At 63.4% G+C, this 14,976-nt stretch carries 13 protein-coding genes and 1 tRNA gene; 9 read left to right on the top strand and 5 right to left on the bottom strand.

Translation table 11 applies throughout. From position 1 onward, the window contains the following. Window positions 1-306: 306 nt before the first annotated feature. Window positions 307-381: transfer RNA gene (locus E8A46_RS20735), tRNA-Gln, on the bottom strand. Between the two features lie 311 nt (window positions 382-692). Between E8A46_RS20735 and E8A46_RS20730 the strand changes: the two genes are divergently transcribed. After that, window positions 693-2,471 carry an acyl-CoA dehydrogenase gene (locus tag E8A46_RS20730; protein ID WP_291565255.1) on the top strand — a complete coding sequence of 593 codons (1,779 nt, stop codon included), beginning with the start codon at window positions 693-695 and terminating at the stop codon, window positions 2,469-2,471. Between the two features lie 84 nt (window positions 2,472-2,555). Here E8A46_RS20730 and E8A46_RS20725 read toward each other — a convergent pair whose 3' ends face one another. The 3 genes from E8A46_RS20725 to E8A46_RS20715 form a co-directional block, all read right to left on the bottom strand. Further along, window positions 2,556-2,852 (bottom strand): copper-binding protein, encoded by a 297-nt coding sequence (locus E8A46_RS20725; protein ID WP_291565251.1) that lies wholly within the window; start codon window positions 2,850-2,852, stop codon window positions 2,556-2,558. Between the two features lie 262 nt (window positions 2,853-3,114). Then, a complete protein-coding gene (locus E8A46_RS20720; protein ID WP_291565248.1) occupies window positions 3,115-4,086 on the bottom strand; it encodes a hypothetical protein in 972 nt (323 codons plus the stop codon). 370 nt (window positions 4,087-4,456) lie between these two features. Further along, window positions 4,457-5,410, bottom strand: a complete 954-nt coding sequence (locus E8A46_RS20715) for a ring-cleaving dioxygenase (protein ID WP_291565245.1) — start codon at window positions 5,408-5,410, stop codon at window positions 4,457-4,459. A 128-nt stretch (window positions 5,411-5,538) separates the two neighbouring features. Between E8A46_RS20715 and E8A46_RS20710 the strand changes: the two genes are divergently transcribed. The 5 genes from E8A46_RS20710 to E8A46_RS20690 all read left to right on the top strand — a co-directional run bounded on the left by E8A46_RS20710 (window position 5,539) and on the right by E8A46_RS20690 (window position 10,359). Then, window positions 5,539-6,300 (top strand): crotonase/enoyl-CoA hydratase family protein, encoded by a 762-nt coding sequence (locus tag E8A46_RS20710; protein WP_291565242.1) that lies wholly within the window; start codon window positions 5,539-5,541, stop codon window positions 6,298-6,300. 123 nt (window positions 6,301-6,423) lie between these two features. Next, on the top strand, window positions 6,424-7,047 hold the full coding sequence (locus E8A46_RS20705) for a hypothetical protein (protein WP_291565239.1): 624 nt from the start codon (window positions 6,424-6,426) through the stop codon (window positions 7,045-7,047). Between the two features lie 71 nt (window positions 7,048-7,118). Then, entirely contained in the window at window positions 7,119-8,807 is a 1,689-nt protein-coding gene (locus tag E8A46_RS20700; RefSeq protein ID WP_291565236.1) for a bifunctional metallophosphatase/5'-nucleotidase, read from the top strand. Window positions 8,808-9,107: 300 nt separating this feature from the next. Then, the gene (locus E8A46_RS20695; protein WP_291565233.1) at window positions 9,108-10,061 is read left to right on the top strand and encodes a histone deacetylase family protein; all 954 of its coding nucleotides are present in this window, start codon (window positions 9,108-9,110) and stop codon (window positions 10,059-10,061) included. 46 nt (window positions 10,062-10,107) lie between these two features. Further along, a complete protein-coding gene (locus E8A46_RS20690; protein ID WP_291565229.1) occupies window positions 10,108-10,359 on the top strand; it encodes an exodeoxyribonuclease VII small subunit in 252 nt (83 codons plus the stop codon). Window positions 10,360-10,745: 386 nt separating this feature from the next. On the opposite strand, the gene E8A46_RS20685 is transcribed toward E8A46_RS20690, so the two are convergent. Further along, window positions 10,746-10,937 (bottom strand): hypothetical protein, encoded by a 192-nt coding sequence (locus E8A46_RS20685; RefSeq protein WP_291565226.1) that lies wholly within the window; start codon window positions 10,935-10,937, stop codon window positions 10,746-10,748. 41 nt (window positions 10,938-10,978) lie between these two features. On the opposite strand from E8A46_RS20685, the gene dxs reads away from it, so the two are divergent. From dxs to E8A46_RS20670, 3 genes are all read left to right on the top strand, one after another. After that, on the top strand, window positions 10,979-12,904 hold the full coding sequence (gene dxs, locus E8A46_RS20680; RefSeq protein WP_291565223.1) for a 1-deoxy-D-xylulose-5-phosphate synthase: 1,926 nt from the start codon (window positions 10,979-10,981) through the stop codon (window positions 12,902-12,904). Window positions 12,905-13,014: 110 nt separating this feature from the next. Continuing rightward, window positions 13,015-13,749, top strand: coding sequence for a TlyA family RNA methyltransferase (locus E8A46_RS20675; protein WP_291565219.1), 735 nt, complete (start codon window positions 13,015-13,017; stop codon window positions 13,747-13,749). After that, a partial coding sequence (locus E8A46_RS20670; RefSeq protein WP_291565216.1) for an RNA methyltransferase occupies window positions 13,742-14,976 on the top strand: 1,235 nt, incomplete at its 3' end. The genes E8A46_RS20675 and E8A46_RS20670, both read left to right, overlap by 8 nt.

The raw sequence follows: 14,976 nt of genomic DNA, 5'->3' as shown, positions 1-14,976 counted from the left end.
CGGTCCATGGCGCTGAACGTCTGCCTCTTGGGCGAATGCCGCCTCAGTATGTTAATCTGATGCCGGAGCACCAGGATCTCAGCTGCCAACGAAGCAGGTGACCGGAACAACCCGACCAACGCCGTCCAGATAAGGCTGAGAGCTTCCCTCATGGGACAGAAGGATTGCGTGATTCTGCCTCAGTTGTCAGCCCGATTGGGTTTACGACAAGGACAGCCTGGAGACCGGCCTCTTATTCGCAAAAGTCCGCAATTGGCGGGCATTTATGCGATTTATGACTGCACAATCTCCAGTTGCCGGACTGGTTGGCTGGGGCGGGAGGATTCGAACCTCCGCATGGTGGAATCAAAATCCACTGCCTTACCACTTGGCGACGCCCCAATAGCCTTGCGGAAAGCGGCGGACTGGCCGTCCCGCGGATTCCGTCTGGCAACGCCGGTCTATAGAGGCAGTTGAGCTATTTCAACAGGGTAGAACCTGAATTCGGGTTGAATCTCTCGCTGGGTTTGGCCAGCCGGCGGCGCGGCGTTTGCTTCGAACGATTGCGGCTTGCCGGGCCCGGAATGGCGCGCCTGCCGGCGCGGTGGCGGCACGATCGCACCGGATCGGGAGTTGAGACAAGCGCGGTTTCGTGGGAAGACGGCAGCCCGCTGATCCCAGCCGATGCGAGACCCGAAAGCGAGACCCCGGTCATGACCTATCGCGCGCCGATCAATGACATGCTGCTGGCCCTTAACCATGGCGCCGGCCTGCTGGCCGCCGTGAAGGCCGGCCATTACGGTGATTTCGATCATGATATCGCCGCCGCCGTGCTGGAGGAAGCCGGGCGATTTGCCTCCGATGTGCTGGCGCCGCTCAACGCGGTCGGCGACGAGCACGGTATCAAGCTCGACGGCAGCAACGTGACCACCGCACCCGGCTGGCCAGATGCGTACAAGCGCTGGACGCAAGCCGGGTGGAACGCGGTGTCCGGACCGGAGGCGTTTGGCGGCCAGGGCCTGCCGCTCGCGATCAACGCGGTCTGCACCGAAATCTGGAGCGCATCCAACATCGCCTTCGGCCTCTGCCCGCTGTTGACGCTGAGCGCGATCGAGGCGCTCGACGCGCATGGCAGCGATGAGCTGAAGAAAATCTACCTGGCAAAGCTGGTGTCGGGCGAATGGCCCGGCACCATGCAGCTCACCGAGCCGCAGGCGGGATCCGACGTCGGCGCGCTGCGCACCCGCGCCGAGCGTGCCCCCGACGGCAGCTATCGCATCACAGGGACAAAAATCTTCATCACCTATGGCGATCACGACATGAGCGACAACATCGTGCATTTCGTGCTGGCACGATTGCCCGATGCGCCCGCCGGCACCAAGGGCATTTCGCTGTTTTTGATTCCGAAATTCCTGGTCGACGCCGACGGCTCGCTCGGTGCCCGCAACGACATCTACGTCAGCGGCATCGAGCACAAGCTCGGCATGCATGCAGCACCCACCTGCACCATGACGATGGGCGATCACGGCGGCGCGATCGGATACCTGGTCGGCGAGGAAAACCGCGGCATGCACTGCATGTTCACGATGATGAATCAGGCCCGGCTCGGCGTCGGCCTAGAGGGCGTCGGCATTGCCGACCGCGCCTATCAGCAGGCGCTGGCGTTCGCGCAGGAGCGCCGCCAGGGCCGCGCCGTTGGCAAAAAAGGTGACGGCTCCGACCCCATCATCGTGCATCCCGACGTCAAGCGGATGCTGATGCAGATGCGCGCGCTGACCGCGGCGGCGCGCACGATTTGCTATGCCACCGCCGTGGCGCTCGATATTGCCGTGCGCGCCACCGACGCCAGGACACGCAGCCTTGCCGCGGCGCGCGGCGCGCTGCTGACACCGATCGCCAAGGCCTTCTCCACCGACATCGGCAACGAGGTGGCCTCGCTCGGCGTGCAAATTCACGGCGGCATGGGATTCATCGAGGAAACCGGGGCCGCGCAGCATTTTCGTGATGCGCGCATCACCCCGATCTATGAAGGCACCAACGGCATCCAGTCGATCGACCTCGTGACGCGCAAGCTCGCCGCCAATGGCGGGGAGGCGGTCTGGGCGCTGCTCGACGAACTCAAGGGCATTGTGGGTCAGGTCGAGGCCTCGAACGATCCGGCGTTCGGCACCACCGGGACCAAGCTGCGCGACGCGCTTGCCTCGCTTGAGCGCACCAGCCGCTGGCTGCTGGAGCGCGTCGGCTCGGCGCCGAACGACGCGCTCGCCGGCGCGACGCCGTATCTGAAACTGTTCGGATCGACGCTCGGCGGCTGCACGCTCGCCGCCGAAGCGCTCGCCGCGCGCACTCTCGGCGAGGGCGATTCTTCGCGCTATGTCACGCTGGCGCGGTTCTTCGCCGAAAACATTTCGGTGCAGGCACCTTCGCTGGAACGCACCGTGATGGATAGCGCCGAAGCCGTGAACAGCGCGGACGCGGTGCTGCTGGGGTAAGCGTCGCCGGCCGAGTCTAACGACACCGGAACTGTGCTCGCTCTCCCTGTGGGAGAGGGCCGGTGTGGCACGGATTCCGAAGTCTCACTGCTTCTGCAGTTTCGTAATGGTCCTGGTCCCGCCGGTCTCGGTGGAGGAGAAGCTGACCTTGTCGCCGGCATGCAGGTCCTCCAGCGACAAGCCGCCTTGTACCTTGAACTCTTCGGCGCCGCCGCCGGTATTCGCCCCGACGGTGCCGCTTTGCGTCCGCTGAATCGCGATGGTGCCGTTGAGCCGGTTAATTCCGGTAATCGTGCCCGTCACCGCCTGTTGGGCCAAAGCCGCCGAGCTGATGAGGGTGAGGGCCACAGCGCCAGCCGAAAGGATCTTTGCGATCGTCATGGCAGTCTCCTGGTCTTTTGGTCTTTGGGTATGCGCGATAAGCCGCGGTGGCCGGATTGGTTCCGGCCGATGAACCTGCCTCGGCCAGTTCGCAAGCTGGCGTTAAGGAACCGGGGCGGATCATGATCCGACTAGATCGAATCGGATCATGATCTCATCTCTTTGTTTTCGCATGATCTTCGCGCAAACGCTTCGCGTTTGGCGCAAGGGAAAACCGGTTCCCACTTTGCGCTAACGCGGCCCTCCGGGTCCGGATCATGCGTTACTGCACCGGCATCGGCGGCCGGGGCACCGACGTAAATCCCGGCGCGGGCGGCAGCTGATCGACGGCCGGCGGCGGAGGTTCAGGCTGCCGCGGCGGATAGTAAGGTGTGGCGGCTTGCGACACCGGCGAAGCTGCCGCGGGTGGGTAGGCTTGCGCGGGCGGATAGGCTTGCGTGGGCGGATATGGTGCTATCGGCTTGTGCGGCCGCGGCACGGCAGGCCGCGGCGGAAGCGCTGCTATCCTGGCCCGCGCGTTCTGCTCGGCAACCCTGTTCTGCTCGGCTGTTTTCGCCGCCTCGCGCGCCGTTTGCTGCCCCTTGAGCTCCGCGATGGAAGCCTTGAGCAGCTCGACCTCTTGCGAGACATTGGCGAGATCGCGCGCCATCGATTGCAGCGACTGCGCCGGGTCGACGGCTGGAGCGGTGGCGTTCGCCGCGCTGCTTTCCGTCGCGGTCTGCGCGGGCGGTGTGGTCTGCGCAGACGGTGCGGTTTGCGCAGGCGCCGCATCCGCCGCGTCCGCCTCATCGGCGGGCGGGGCCGGTTGCGCGCGGGGCCAAAGCTTTTCCAGTGGCAGCGACGTCGACAGCGCGAACTGCGGCATCCACTTCACCATCATCTTCTTGGCCGCATAGCCAAAGGTCTGCCAGCCGACCGCCGCTGCACCAATACACAACGCCAGCAGCAACGCGGCGAAGGCGCGGCCCATCCGCCTGCCGATCGACGGCCCGTTGTCCGGACCCTTGATGTCGTTGACAGCCGTGGCACGAAACGTCGTGTCCACAGGTGGAACCGGCGGACCGGCCGGGACACCGGTTTCGTTGCGGGCCTGCGCCTCGGAATGAAAGCGCGCGGCTTGCTGCAACAGATGGGAAATCTGTTCATCGGAGGGCGCGACCCGAACGGCATCGGGCGCAACCACGATAACATCGTGCGGATCATCGCTTGGTTTCGGGTTCAGCATGGATTGCATTGGCGCTCCGTACTCTGTCCAATGTCTCACCCGCACAAGGGCGGCCGGCGGATTTACCTGTACGTTGACGACATCCGTTACCAGAGTTCACCCGGGTTTGACCAAACCAAGGCAACACGATGGAGAGGTTGAGGCCGGTATGGGCGGTCCATTCGGGAACTCGGGCGCAACTTGATCCGCACTCTCTACTGGTCGTCCCCGCGAACGCGGGGACCCATAACCACCGATACTTGTTGTAGGCAGAGCTGCGGCTCCAGCTTTGCGCAACACAAACATTCGTGGTTATGGGGCCCGGCTCAAGGCCGGGACGACGTGGTGGGAGTAGACGCGCCAAGCACGACCAAGCGTGCGCGTCCCCAGGGCCAAGTTCTCACCCGATCGGCTTCAACCCCGCCTCGATCGCCGCACGCTTCGGTTCGAGGAACGGCGGCAGCGCGAGTTTTTCGCCGAGCGATTCCATCGGCTCGTCGGTGGCGAAGCCGGGGCCGTCGGTGGCGATCTCGAACAGGATGCCGTTGGGCTCGCGGAAATACAGGCTGCGGAAATAGAACCGGTCGATTTCGCCGCTGTTGGGAATGCCGAGTTCGCTTAAGCGCCGCGTCCAGCCGTGATATTGTTCTTCGTTCGGCGTGCGAAACGCCACATGGTGCACCCCGCCGGCGCCCTGCCGCGCCATCGGCAAATCCTTACCTTCGATGACGTGCAGCTCGGCGGCCGGACCGCCCTCGCCCATCGCGAACACCTGAACCAGCGCTGGCGCGTCCGGGGCCGCGTAGTCGCGCACATGCCGCATGTTCATCACGGCAGTCAAAACCATCGAGGTGCGCGAAACATCATGCACGTTGAGCACGATCGGACCGAGGCCGCGAATCTGGTGCTCGGCCGGCACCGGGCTCTTCTCCCACGGCGACGCCGGTCCAACGCCGCCGTCATCGACCAGCACCAGTCGCTGACCCTCTTGATCCTCAAACGGCAACGTCAGCCGGCCGTCGACCGCGGTAACCTCGCCGGCGTGGCCGCCGGCGTTGCGCAGGCGGTCGCGCCAGTAACCCAGGCTGTTTTCGCCCGCGACGCGCAATCCGGTGCGGGAAATGCTGTTGGTGCCGCGCCGCTCCGGGGCGGCCGGAAAATCGAAGAAGGTGAGATCGGTGCCGGGATTGGCCTTTCCGTCGGCGTAGAACAGATGATAGGCGCTGACGTCATCCTGATTGACGGTCTTCTTGACCAGCCGCATGCCCAGCAGGGCGGTATAGAAAGCGAGATTCTCGCGCGGTTTCGCGGAAATCGCGGTCAGATGGTGAATCCCGGTCAGTTGCATGGTCAAGCTCCTCGCGCGTCGTTGCGCCACGTCAAAAACCGCGACCAGCGGTTTTGGGCGCCGTGGGGAATGATGTAGGTTATTTCCGGAATGGCCGCCACAAACACTCAAGCCACTCCTTTCGAGGCCGCACCATGCCCGGACACGTGATCGTTACCGACCAAGAGGCCACGCGGGTCATCACGCTGCGCCGGCCAGAGAAGAAGAACGCGATCACCCAAGCCATGTATCGCGACATGAGCGAGGCGATCGATACCGCGCAGGGCAATCCGGCCATCCGCTGCATCGTCATGTCGGGGGGGCCGGGGGTATTTACCGCCGGCAACGATCTGGAGGATTTTTTGAAGGACGGCACGTCGAACACCGACGCGCCCCGTGCCTCCAACGCGGTGAAATTTCTTTATTCGCTGGCCCATAACGCCAAGCCGATCGTCGCCGCGGTTGACGGCATCGCGATCGGTATCGGCACCACCCTGCTATTCCATTGCGACCACGTCGTCGCCTCGACGATGGCCACCTTCTCAACGCCGTTCATCCATCTCGGGCTGGTTCCGGAAGGCGCGTCCAGCCTGCTGGCGCCACGCACCATGGGACATCAACGGGCGTTTGCGATGCTGGTGATGGGACGCACGCTCAGCGCCGAGGACGCCCGCCTCGCCGGCTTCGTCAATACGGTGGTGGCGCCGGGCCACACCGAAACCGAGGCCCGCAAGGTAGCGCGCGACATTTGCGCGCTGCCGGCCGAAGCGGTCGCGATCTCGCGAAAACTCGTGAGGCCGCTGCCGGAAGACCTGACCCGAAGGATCGACCAGGAAAGCCATCTGTTCGGCGAACGGATGCGTTCTGCGGAAGCGATCGCGGCTTTCAAGGCGTTCTTTTCGCGCAAGAAGGGTTAGAGCGCGTTATCATAACCGGGCATCTTCGGTTGGGGAATTATCAATATCTTTACGAAGGATCGGTGGATTCCAGGCTTGGCCATATCGGTCTCGATATGAAGCCCCGCTTGAAAGTGAAGCCGAATGAAAGCGCTGCTGTCGCTCGTTCTATCCCTCGCCAGCTTGTGCGCAATCCTGGCTGCTATCAATAGTCAAACGTCGTTCTTCATTCCAATTCCCGCCGCGTTTACTCCCACAACTAAATTTGGCTGTCCGGACACCGGAACTGTGTTCACTTATAACGTTCCAGCCTGGAATACCCTTCGCCCCAACCGAATGATTGCGATCGAAGAAGATCGGTTCAATTGCCGGATCAGGTCGGACGCTCAGGGAATCTACGATTGGTTCGGTGGCCTTGGTCCTCATCTTGGCGACGCTGATGCTGCGGAAAAAAATCTGATTGCCAATCTATGGCCCCTTAGCGTCGGCCATACGGCGCGAATCGCCAAGAACGATCCTTCTTCGAGATTTGTGGATGAAATAGATTACACCGTCGTTGCCTATGGACTGGCCCATGTTCCGGCGGGTCTCTTTTGGATCTATAAAATCAAGAAAGATTATTATCGCGAAAATATCCTCTATCACACCACTACGCTTTGGTGGTCCCCGACGTTGAAATGGACCGTAAGGCAATGGCCCGAGGAGCCCGGAAAAATTTCCCAAGTCGGGGGATATAATTGGGAGCTCTTGTCCTTATCTTCCCAATAGAGCCATCGCGCATGATGAGAGGATCGGATCCGGCTCGTGAAATCGTTACACTAACGCTATAGCTTGAAGTCATGAGACATCCGCTTCGCCTGATCTTTGGTTTTCAGATTCTCGCCGCGGTGACGCTCGTTGCGATCGCAACTGGTCCGTCCGAACGCGCCGTAGCACAGACTGTGACGGTCAATGTCAGGATCCTCGCGATCAACGATTTCCACGGTTACCTTCGCGCCCCCGCCGGCGGGATCAGGATCGCCGACCCCGCCGACAAGACCCGGAAGATCATGGTGCCGGCCGGCGGTTCCGAAACCATGGCGACGCTGGTCAGGCAACTCCGCGAGGGCCACAAGCACACCATCTTCGTCGCGGCCGGAGACCTGATTGGCGCGAGCCCGTTTCTGTCCGCGATGTTCCACGATGAACCGACGATCGAATCGCTGTCGATGATGGGGCTCGAGATTGCCTCGGTCGGCAACCACGAATTCGACGAGGGCAAGGACGAACTGAAGCGGATGCAGAATGGCGGCTGTCATCCGGTCGACAAATGTCAGGGGCCGCATCCCTTTGCCGGCGCCAAGTTCCACTATCTCGCGGCCTCCACCATCGAGAAGGATACCGGCAAGACCATCTTTCCGCCCTACGAGATCAGAGAATTCGACGAGATTCCGGTCGCCTTTATCGGCCTGACCCTGAAGGGCACGCCCGACATCATTTCCCCTGTCAGCGCGGCGAGCCTTGAATTCAAGGACGAAGCCGACACTGTGAACGCGCTGGTGCCGGAATTGCAGGCGCGTGGCGTCGAGGCCATCGTCGTCTTGATCCACGAAGGCGGTTTTCCGGCCGGCGACTATAATGAATGCCCGGGTATATCGGGCCCGATCGTCGATATCGTGAAAAAATTCGACCGCGCGGTCGATGTCGTGGTCAGCGGCCACACCCATCAGGCCTATGTCTGCGAGATCGACGGACGGCTCGTTACCTCAGGCGACAAATACGGCACCCTCGTCACCGCGATCGACCTCAAGCTCGACCCCAAGACCCGCGACGTCAGCAGCGCCAGGGCTGACAATGTCATCGTCCGCACCGGCGCGCTGGCCAGGGATCCGGCACAGACCGCGCTGCTTGAGTCCTACGATAAAGTCGCCGCCCCGATCGCCAACCGCCCGGCGGGCACGATCACCGACACGCTGTCGCGCGCGCCCGACGATGCCGGCGAGAGCGCGCTCGGCGACATCATCGCCGATGCCCAATTGGCCGCGACCTCGGCCGCCGCCGGGGGCGGCGCTGTGATCGCATTCACCAATCCGGGCGGCGTCCGCAGCGATATCACGAAGAAGCAGGAAGGTGCCGTGACCTACGCCGATGTGTTTGCCAGCCAGCCGTTCCGCAACCAGCTGGTCACGCTCACGCTGACCGGAAACCAGATCAAGTCGATGCTCGAGCAGCAATGGCTCGATCCGAACCGGCCGCGGATTCTACAGGTCTCGAAGGGTTTTGGTTACGCCTGGGACAACGCGAAACCCTATGGAGAACACGTGATCAGCGATAGCTTGGTGCTGAACGGGGAACGCATCGATCCGGCGGCGAGCTATCGCGTGACGGTGAACAATTTCCTGTCGGTCGGCGGCGACGGCTTCACCGTGTTGAAGGCGGGCACCGCGCCGCAATTTGGCGTCTTTGACGTCGACGCGCTCTATACTTACTTCAAGGCCAACAGCCCGATCGCCCCCGCCGCGGCAAACCGCATCACGCGGCTGAATTAGGATAGTAAGACGCAGCAGGGATCGACTACTGCTCCCCCGCCCCGCTTGCGGGGTCGAGACGAGCGAAGCTCGCTCTTAGAGGGTCGAGGTGAGGGGGACTCTCGTCAGGGCTGGATTCGCCGAGAGTCCCTCTCACCCGCTCGCTCTGGCGCGCAAGTGCGCTGCCGAGCTCGCGACCTCTCCCCGCAAGCGGGGCGAGGTGACTCATACGCCGGCCCCTGCCCGGCCCTTTCCCCAGCGGCGATCACACCTTACATTAGCCTCTCCTCGAAAGGCGCGTCGGACGCGCCAGGGCCACGCATGACGACGCTTCTTCTCACTCATCCCGCTTGTCTCGACCACGCCACGCCTCCGGGACACCCCGAGCGACCCGACCGGCTGCGCGCGGTCGCCAAGGTGCTTGGGGAAGACCGTTTTGACGAACTGACGCGCGGCGAGGCGCCGGAGGGCAATCTCGATCTGGTGACGCTGTGTCACGACGAGCATTATGTCGGCGAGCTGCGGCGTATCGCGCCGGACAGCGGCCTGGTCTATCTCGATGGCGACACCTCGATGTCCCCGGGCACCTGGGAAGCCGTCATGCGCGGGGTCGGGGGCGCGGTCGCAGCCACCGATGCGGTGATGTCGGGCACCCACAACAATGCGTTCGTGGCGGTCCGCCCGCCGGGCCATCATGCCGAGATCAACAAGCCGATGGGCTTCTGCTTTTTCGACAACGTCGCCATTGCCGCGCGTCACGCCCAGCGCAAATACGGGATTGCGCGTGCCGCGGTGGTCGATTTCGACGTCCACCACGGCAACGGCACCCAGGACATTTTCTGGGCCGATCCGACCGTGATGTATTGCTCGACGCACCAGATGCCGCTGTTTCCCGGCACCGGCGCCAGTGGTGAACGCGGCGAGCACGACAATATCGTCAACGCACCGCTGGCCTCAGAGGATGGCGGCGCCAAGTTCCGCGCCGCGTTCGAGAACGTGATCCTGCCGAACTTAAGGAAATTCAGCCCCGAACTGATCATCGTCTCCGCCGGCTTCGACGCGCATTTTCGCGATCCGCTGGCCTCGCTCAATCTCAAGGCGGAGGATTTCGGCTGGGTCACGCAGAAACTGATGGACCTCGCCGACGCCAGTGCCGGAGGCAGAATTGTCTCGGTGCTCGAGGGCGGCTATGATCTTCAAGGCCTGAGCGAGTCGGTCGCAGCCCATGTCAGCGCATTGATGGGCGCGGATTCGCGCCACAATCCGTCCGCATAGAAATCTTTGATTCCGCTGGCGAGACAGCGCATCCCGGGAAACCACCATGGCCGAAAACACCCAAGCGGACGTCAGGAAGCTGAGCTTCGAGCGCGCGCTCGAAGAGCTTGAGACGATCGTCAAACGGCTCGAGGACGGCAAGGTGCCGCTTGAGGAATCCGTCACCATCTACGAGCGCGGCGAGGCCTTGAAGCGGCGGTGCGAGGAATTGCTGCGGCAGGCGGAAGCCCGCGTCGACAAGATCACCACCGACGCCAACGGCCAGCCGACCGGCACCGAGCCACTCGACGTGCAGTGATAACCCTGGCCCGGTTCTGACCTATTGGAACCTGGGTTCCAATCCTTTGTTCGGCGCATTCTCCTTATGCGAGCGCTATCCACCCCCGGATCACGTCCGAGGGCATGCGTCGCTCGAAAACGCATCGAGCCGACCGGGATAAAGGCGCCTCACTCCTTGCGGAAATAGTTAAGAGCGAGGGGCCAGGTCGATGCCTGAAAAGGCTTCAGACTGGCCATATTGATGACCCCTCTGGGCGAAATGGAACCATCGGCCCATGGCCGTGGTTGAAATCCCCGGGTTCCATCGCCTTACTGGTCGGGCGTCACGCCCCCGGGGCGGGTTGGCTTTGGCCGCCACTTTAGTGTAAAGCTTCAAGGCTATGGGCTGACGAAGATCCTCCCAAGTCAAATTCCGACAATGGTAAGTACTTCAAAAAGCTCAAGAAAATGATTGAGAAGGGTGAAGCCGCCAAGGGTGATTAAAATCACATTGAACGATCCGGAGTGCATCCAGCTTTCAAAATCGGGCTTCGGCCTGCTCAGGTGGCATCCGGCTTCTGGGTTATCGCTGCGCGAACCTTGCGCAACCCATCTCACGTCGGGCCGTTGTTCCCGACTTGCAAAATTGGAAACTCGCTGTGACCACATTCAGTAAAACGCCGCTTCTCGACACTATCCACACCCCGGACGATCTGCGCCGGCTCAAGGTGGAGCAAGTCCGGCAGGTCGCTGACGAGTTGCGTCAGGAAACCATCGATGCGGTTTCGGTCACCGGCGGACATTTCGGCGCCGGTCTCGGTGTGGTCGAACTGACCACCGCCCTGCACTACATTTTCGACACCCCGCGCGACCGCCTGGTCTGGGATGTCGGCCACCAGGCCTATCCGCACAAAATCCTGACCGGCCGGCGCGACCGCATTCGCACGCTGCGCACCGGTGGCGGGCTGTCCGGTTTCACCAAGCGCACCGAAAGCGACTACGATCCGTTCGGCGCCGCCCACTCCTCGACCTCGATCTCGGCGGCGCTCGGCATGGCGGTGGCGCGCGACCTCTCCGGCGGCAAGAATAATGTCATCGCCGTGATCGGCGACGGCGCGATGTCCGCGGGCATGGCCTATGAGGCCATGAACAATGCCGGCGCGATGAATTCGCGGCTGATCGTCATTCTCAACGACAACGACATGTCGATCGCGCCGCCGGTCGGCGCGATGTCGGCCTACCTGTCGCGGCTGTATTCCGGCAAGACCTACCGCACGCTGCGCGAGGCGGCCAAGCAGCTTGGCAACCATCTGCCGAAAATAATCGCCAACCGCGCCAACCGGGTCGAAGAGTACTCGCGTGCTTTCATGATGGACGGCGGCACCCTGTTCGAGGAGCTCGGCTTCTATTATGTCGGCCCGATCGACGGCCATAACCTCGACCATCTGCTGCCGGTGCTGAAGAACGTCCGCGACATGGAGACCGGGCCGATCCTAGTCCACGTCGTGACCCAGAAGGGCAAGGGCTACGGCCCGGCGGAAGCCTCCGCCGACAAGTTCCACGCGGTCGTCAAGTTCGACGTGGCGACCGGCGCGCAGGCCAAGGCAAAGCCCAATGCTCCTTCCTACCAGAACGTGTTCGGCCAGAGCCTCGTCAAGGAAGCGCAGAAGGATGAGAAGATCGTCGGCATTACCGCGGCGATGCCGTCGGGAACCGGGATCGACATCTTCGCCAAGGCTTTCCCCGACCGCACTTTCGACGTCGGCATCGCCGAGCAGCACGCGGTGACATTCGCCGCCGGTCTTGCGACTGAGGGCTACAAGCCGTTCTGCGCGATCTATTCGACCTTCCTGCAGCGCGGCTACGACCAGATCGTCCACGACGTGGCGATCCAGAGTCTGCCGGTACGCTTCGCGATCGATCGCGCCGGACTGGTCGGCGCCGACGGCGCGACCCACGCCGGCTCGTTCGATAACGCCTATCTCGGCTGCCTGCCGAATTTCGTGATCATGGCGGCCTCCGATGAGGCCGAACTGGTCCACATGGTGGCGACGCAAGTCGCGATCAACGACCGCCCGAGCTCGGTGCGCTATCCGCGCGGCGAAGGCCGCGGCATCGAGATGCCCGAATTCGGCGTTCCCCTCGAAATCGGCAAGGGCCGCATCGTCCGCGAAGGCACCAAGATCGCGCTGTTGTCGTTCGGCACCCGTCTGGCCGAATGCGAGAAGGCCGCCGATGAGCTGGCCGCGCATGGTCTGTCCACCACCATCGCGGATGCGCGGTTCATGAAGCCGCTCGACGTCGACCTGGTGCTGAAGCTGGCGCGCGACCATGAGATCCTGCTCACCATCGAGGAAGGCTCGGTCGGCGGTTTCGGCTCTCACGTCATGCAGACGCTGGCGGAGCACGGCATGCTCGACGGCGGTTTGCGGATGCGCTCGATGGTCCTGCCGGACGTGTTCCTCGACCATGACTCGCCGGCCGCGATGTATGCCCGCGCCGGGCTCGACGCCAAGGGCATCGTCGCCAAGGTGTTCGAAGCCCTCGGCAAGGACTTCAAGGCGGAGACGGTGAAGCTCGCCTGATCGATCGAATACATGCTTGATGCGGAGTGACGCCCGCGCGGGGCGCTCGCCGCCTCTAGCCCCTCGAAGATCCGAGGCGCCCTCAACATTGCCAAGTCGTGGAGCGCCAATTGTCCCCTCCCCGCAAGCGCGCGGACCTGCTCCTGGTCGAGCGAGGCCTGTTTGAAAGCCGGGCGCGGGCCCAGGCCGCGATCGACGCGGGCCTGGTCACGGCCAATGACAAGCAGGTTCATAAAGCCTCCGAGGGGATTCCCGCCGACGCCGTATTGCAGGCGCAGGCGGCGCATCCCTTCGTGTCGCGCGGCGGCGTCAAGCTCGCCGGCGCGCTGGAGCAATATCCCATCGACATCGAGGACCACGTCTGTCTCGACGTCGGCGCATCGACCGGTGGATTCACCGAAGTACTGCTCGCCAACGGCGCCAGCATGGTTTTCGCCATCGACGTCGGGCGCGGGCAATTGCATCGATCGCTGCACGACCACCCGAAGATCGTCTCGATGGAAGAAACCGATATCCGCGTCCTCGAGGGCAAGCGCCTGCCGGCGCGGCCGGACGTCGTCGTCATCGACGTCAGCTTCATTTCGCTGAAGGCCGTGCTGCCGGTGGCACTTTCGCTGGCGGCGGCGCCGGTGAGCTTGCTGGCACTGATCAAACCGCAATTCGAGGCGGCGCGAAAACATTCCAAGCGCGGCATCATCCGCAACGCGATGGTGCATCAGGAAGTCTGCGACGACATCACCGCGTTCGCGTCTGCGCAGGGCTGCACCGATATCCACGTCTTTCCGTCGTCGATCACCGGAGGCGACGGCAATATCGAATTCTTCATCGGCGCGCGCCGTGGTTGAGCGGCTCACCATCGATCATGTCGGCCAGCTCGGCGACGGCGTCGGTTTTGCCGACGGCCAGACCCTCTATGTACCGTACGCGCTTGGCGGCGAGATCGTCGAGGTGGCGCCGGTGCCGGGTCACCATCCCGACCGCAGGCGCCTCATCGGGGTCGAGCGCGCCAGTCCCGAACGCATCGCACCCTTCTGCCAGCATTTTGGAACCTGCGGCGGCTGCGCGATCCAGCATTGGGAAGTCGAACGTTACCGCGCATGGAAACGCCAACTGGTCGTCGAGACGCTGGCGCACGCGAAGATCGCCTGCGACGTGCATCCCCTGATCGACGCTCATGGCCTCGGCCGGCGGCGGATCACGCTTCATGGCCGGATGGGCACCCACGACGTGCTCAAAGTCGGATTTTCGGCGGCGAATTCGCACGACATCGTTCCCATTGATCGCTGCCCGATCCTCGATCCCGGCCTGAGCGGGGCGCTTGACGCGGCGTGGGCGATCGCCGAACCGCTGAAGCCGACCGGAAAGCCGCTCGATATCCAGTTCACCGCCACCGACGGCGGCCTCGACGTCGATGTGCGCGGCTCGGGGCCGCTGCCCTCAGCCATGATCGCGACGCTGTCGCGGGTCGCGGAACAGCATGGTTTGGCGCGGCTGACGCGCCATGGCGAGCTGGTACTGATGCGCACGCCGCCGACGATCGAAATCGGGACCGCGCAGGTCACCTTGCCGCCGGGTGCATTCCTGCAGGCGACCGTCGCGGGCGAACAGGCGCTCGCCGCGTTGGTATCGGAGCATTGCCAACGCGCCAAGCACATCGCCGAGCTGTTTTGCGGCGTTGGGCCGTTCGCCCTCAGGCTGGCCGCGAAATCGCGGATCGCGGCCTTCGACAGCGACGCCGGCGCGGTGGGCGCACTGCAGAAAGCGGCGACATCGACCTCGGGGTTGAAGCCGATCAAGGCAGAGACCCGCGATCTGTTCCGCCGTCCCCTGATGCCGCAGGAGCTGCGCGACTACGATGCCGTCGTGTTCGACCCGCCGCGGCAGGGCGCCCAGGCCCAAGCGAGCCAGCTTGCCACCAGCAAAATTCCGGTGGTGGTCGCGGTGTCCTGCAACGTCGCAACCTTCGCCCGCGACGCGCGCGTTCTGATCGATGGCGGCTACAAAATCGAAGGCGTGACGCCGGTCGACCAGTTCCGCCACACCCCGCATGTCGAGTTGGTGGCGCGGTTTAA

The organism is Bradyrhizobium sp. (assembly GCF_004799445.1).
Taxonomy (GTDB): domain Bacteria; phylum Pseudomonadota; class Alphaproteobacteria; order Rhizobiales; family Xanthobacteraceae; genus Bradyrhizobium.
This window is presented reverse-complemented; position numbering and strand designations above follow the sequence as displayed.

What these genes read in the sequence shown, in the direction of transcription:
- E8A46_RS20705 (WP_291565239.1), top strand. Translation starts at nt 6,424, where the DNA reads ATGAAAGCGCTGCTGTCGCTCGTTCTATCCCTCGCCAGCTTGTGCGCA.
- E8A46_RS20695 (WP_291565233.1), top strand. Translation starts at nt 9,108, where the DNA reads ATGACGACGCTTCTTCTCACTCATCCCGCTTGTCTCGACCACGCCACG.
- E8A46_RS20700 (WP_291565236.1), top strand. Translation starts at nt 7,119, where the DNA reads ATGAGACATCCGCTTCGCCTGATCTTTGGTTTTCAGATTCTCGCCGCG.
- E8A46_RS20725 (WP_291565251.1), bottom strand. Translation starts at nt 2,852, where the DNA reads ATGACGATCGCAAAGATCCTTTCGGCTGGCGCTGTGGCCCTCACCCTC.
- E8A46_RS20690 (WP_291565229.1), top strand. Translation starts at nt 10,108, where the DNA reads ATGGCCGAAAACACCCAAGCGGACGTCAGGAAGCTGAGCTTCGAGCGC.
- E8A46_RS20730 (WP_291565255.1), top strand. Translation starts at nt 693, where the DNA reads ATGACCTATCGCGCGCCGATCAATGACATGCTGCTGGCCCTTAACCAT.
- E8A46_RS20720 (WP_291565248.1), bottom strand. Translation starts at nt 4,086, where the DNA reads ATGCAATCCATGCTGAACCCGAAACCAAGCGATGATCCGCACGATGTT.
- E8A46_RS20710 (WP_291565242.1), top strand. Translation starts at nt 5,539, where the DNA reads ATGCCCGGACACGTGATCGTTACCGACCAAGAGGCCACGCGGGTCATC.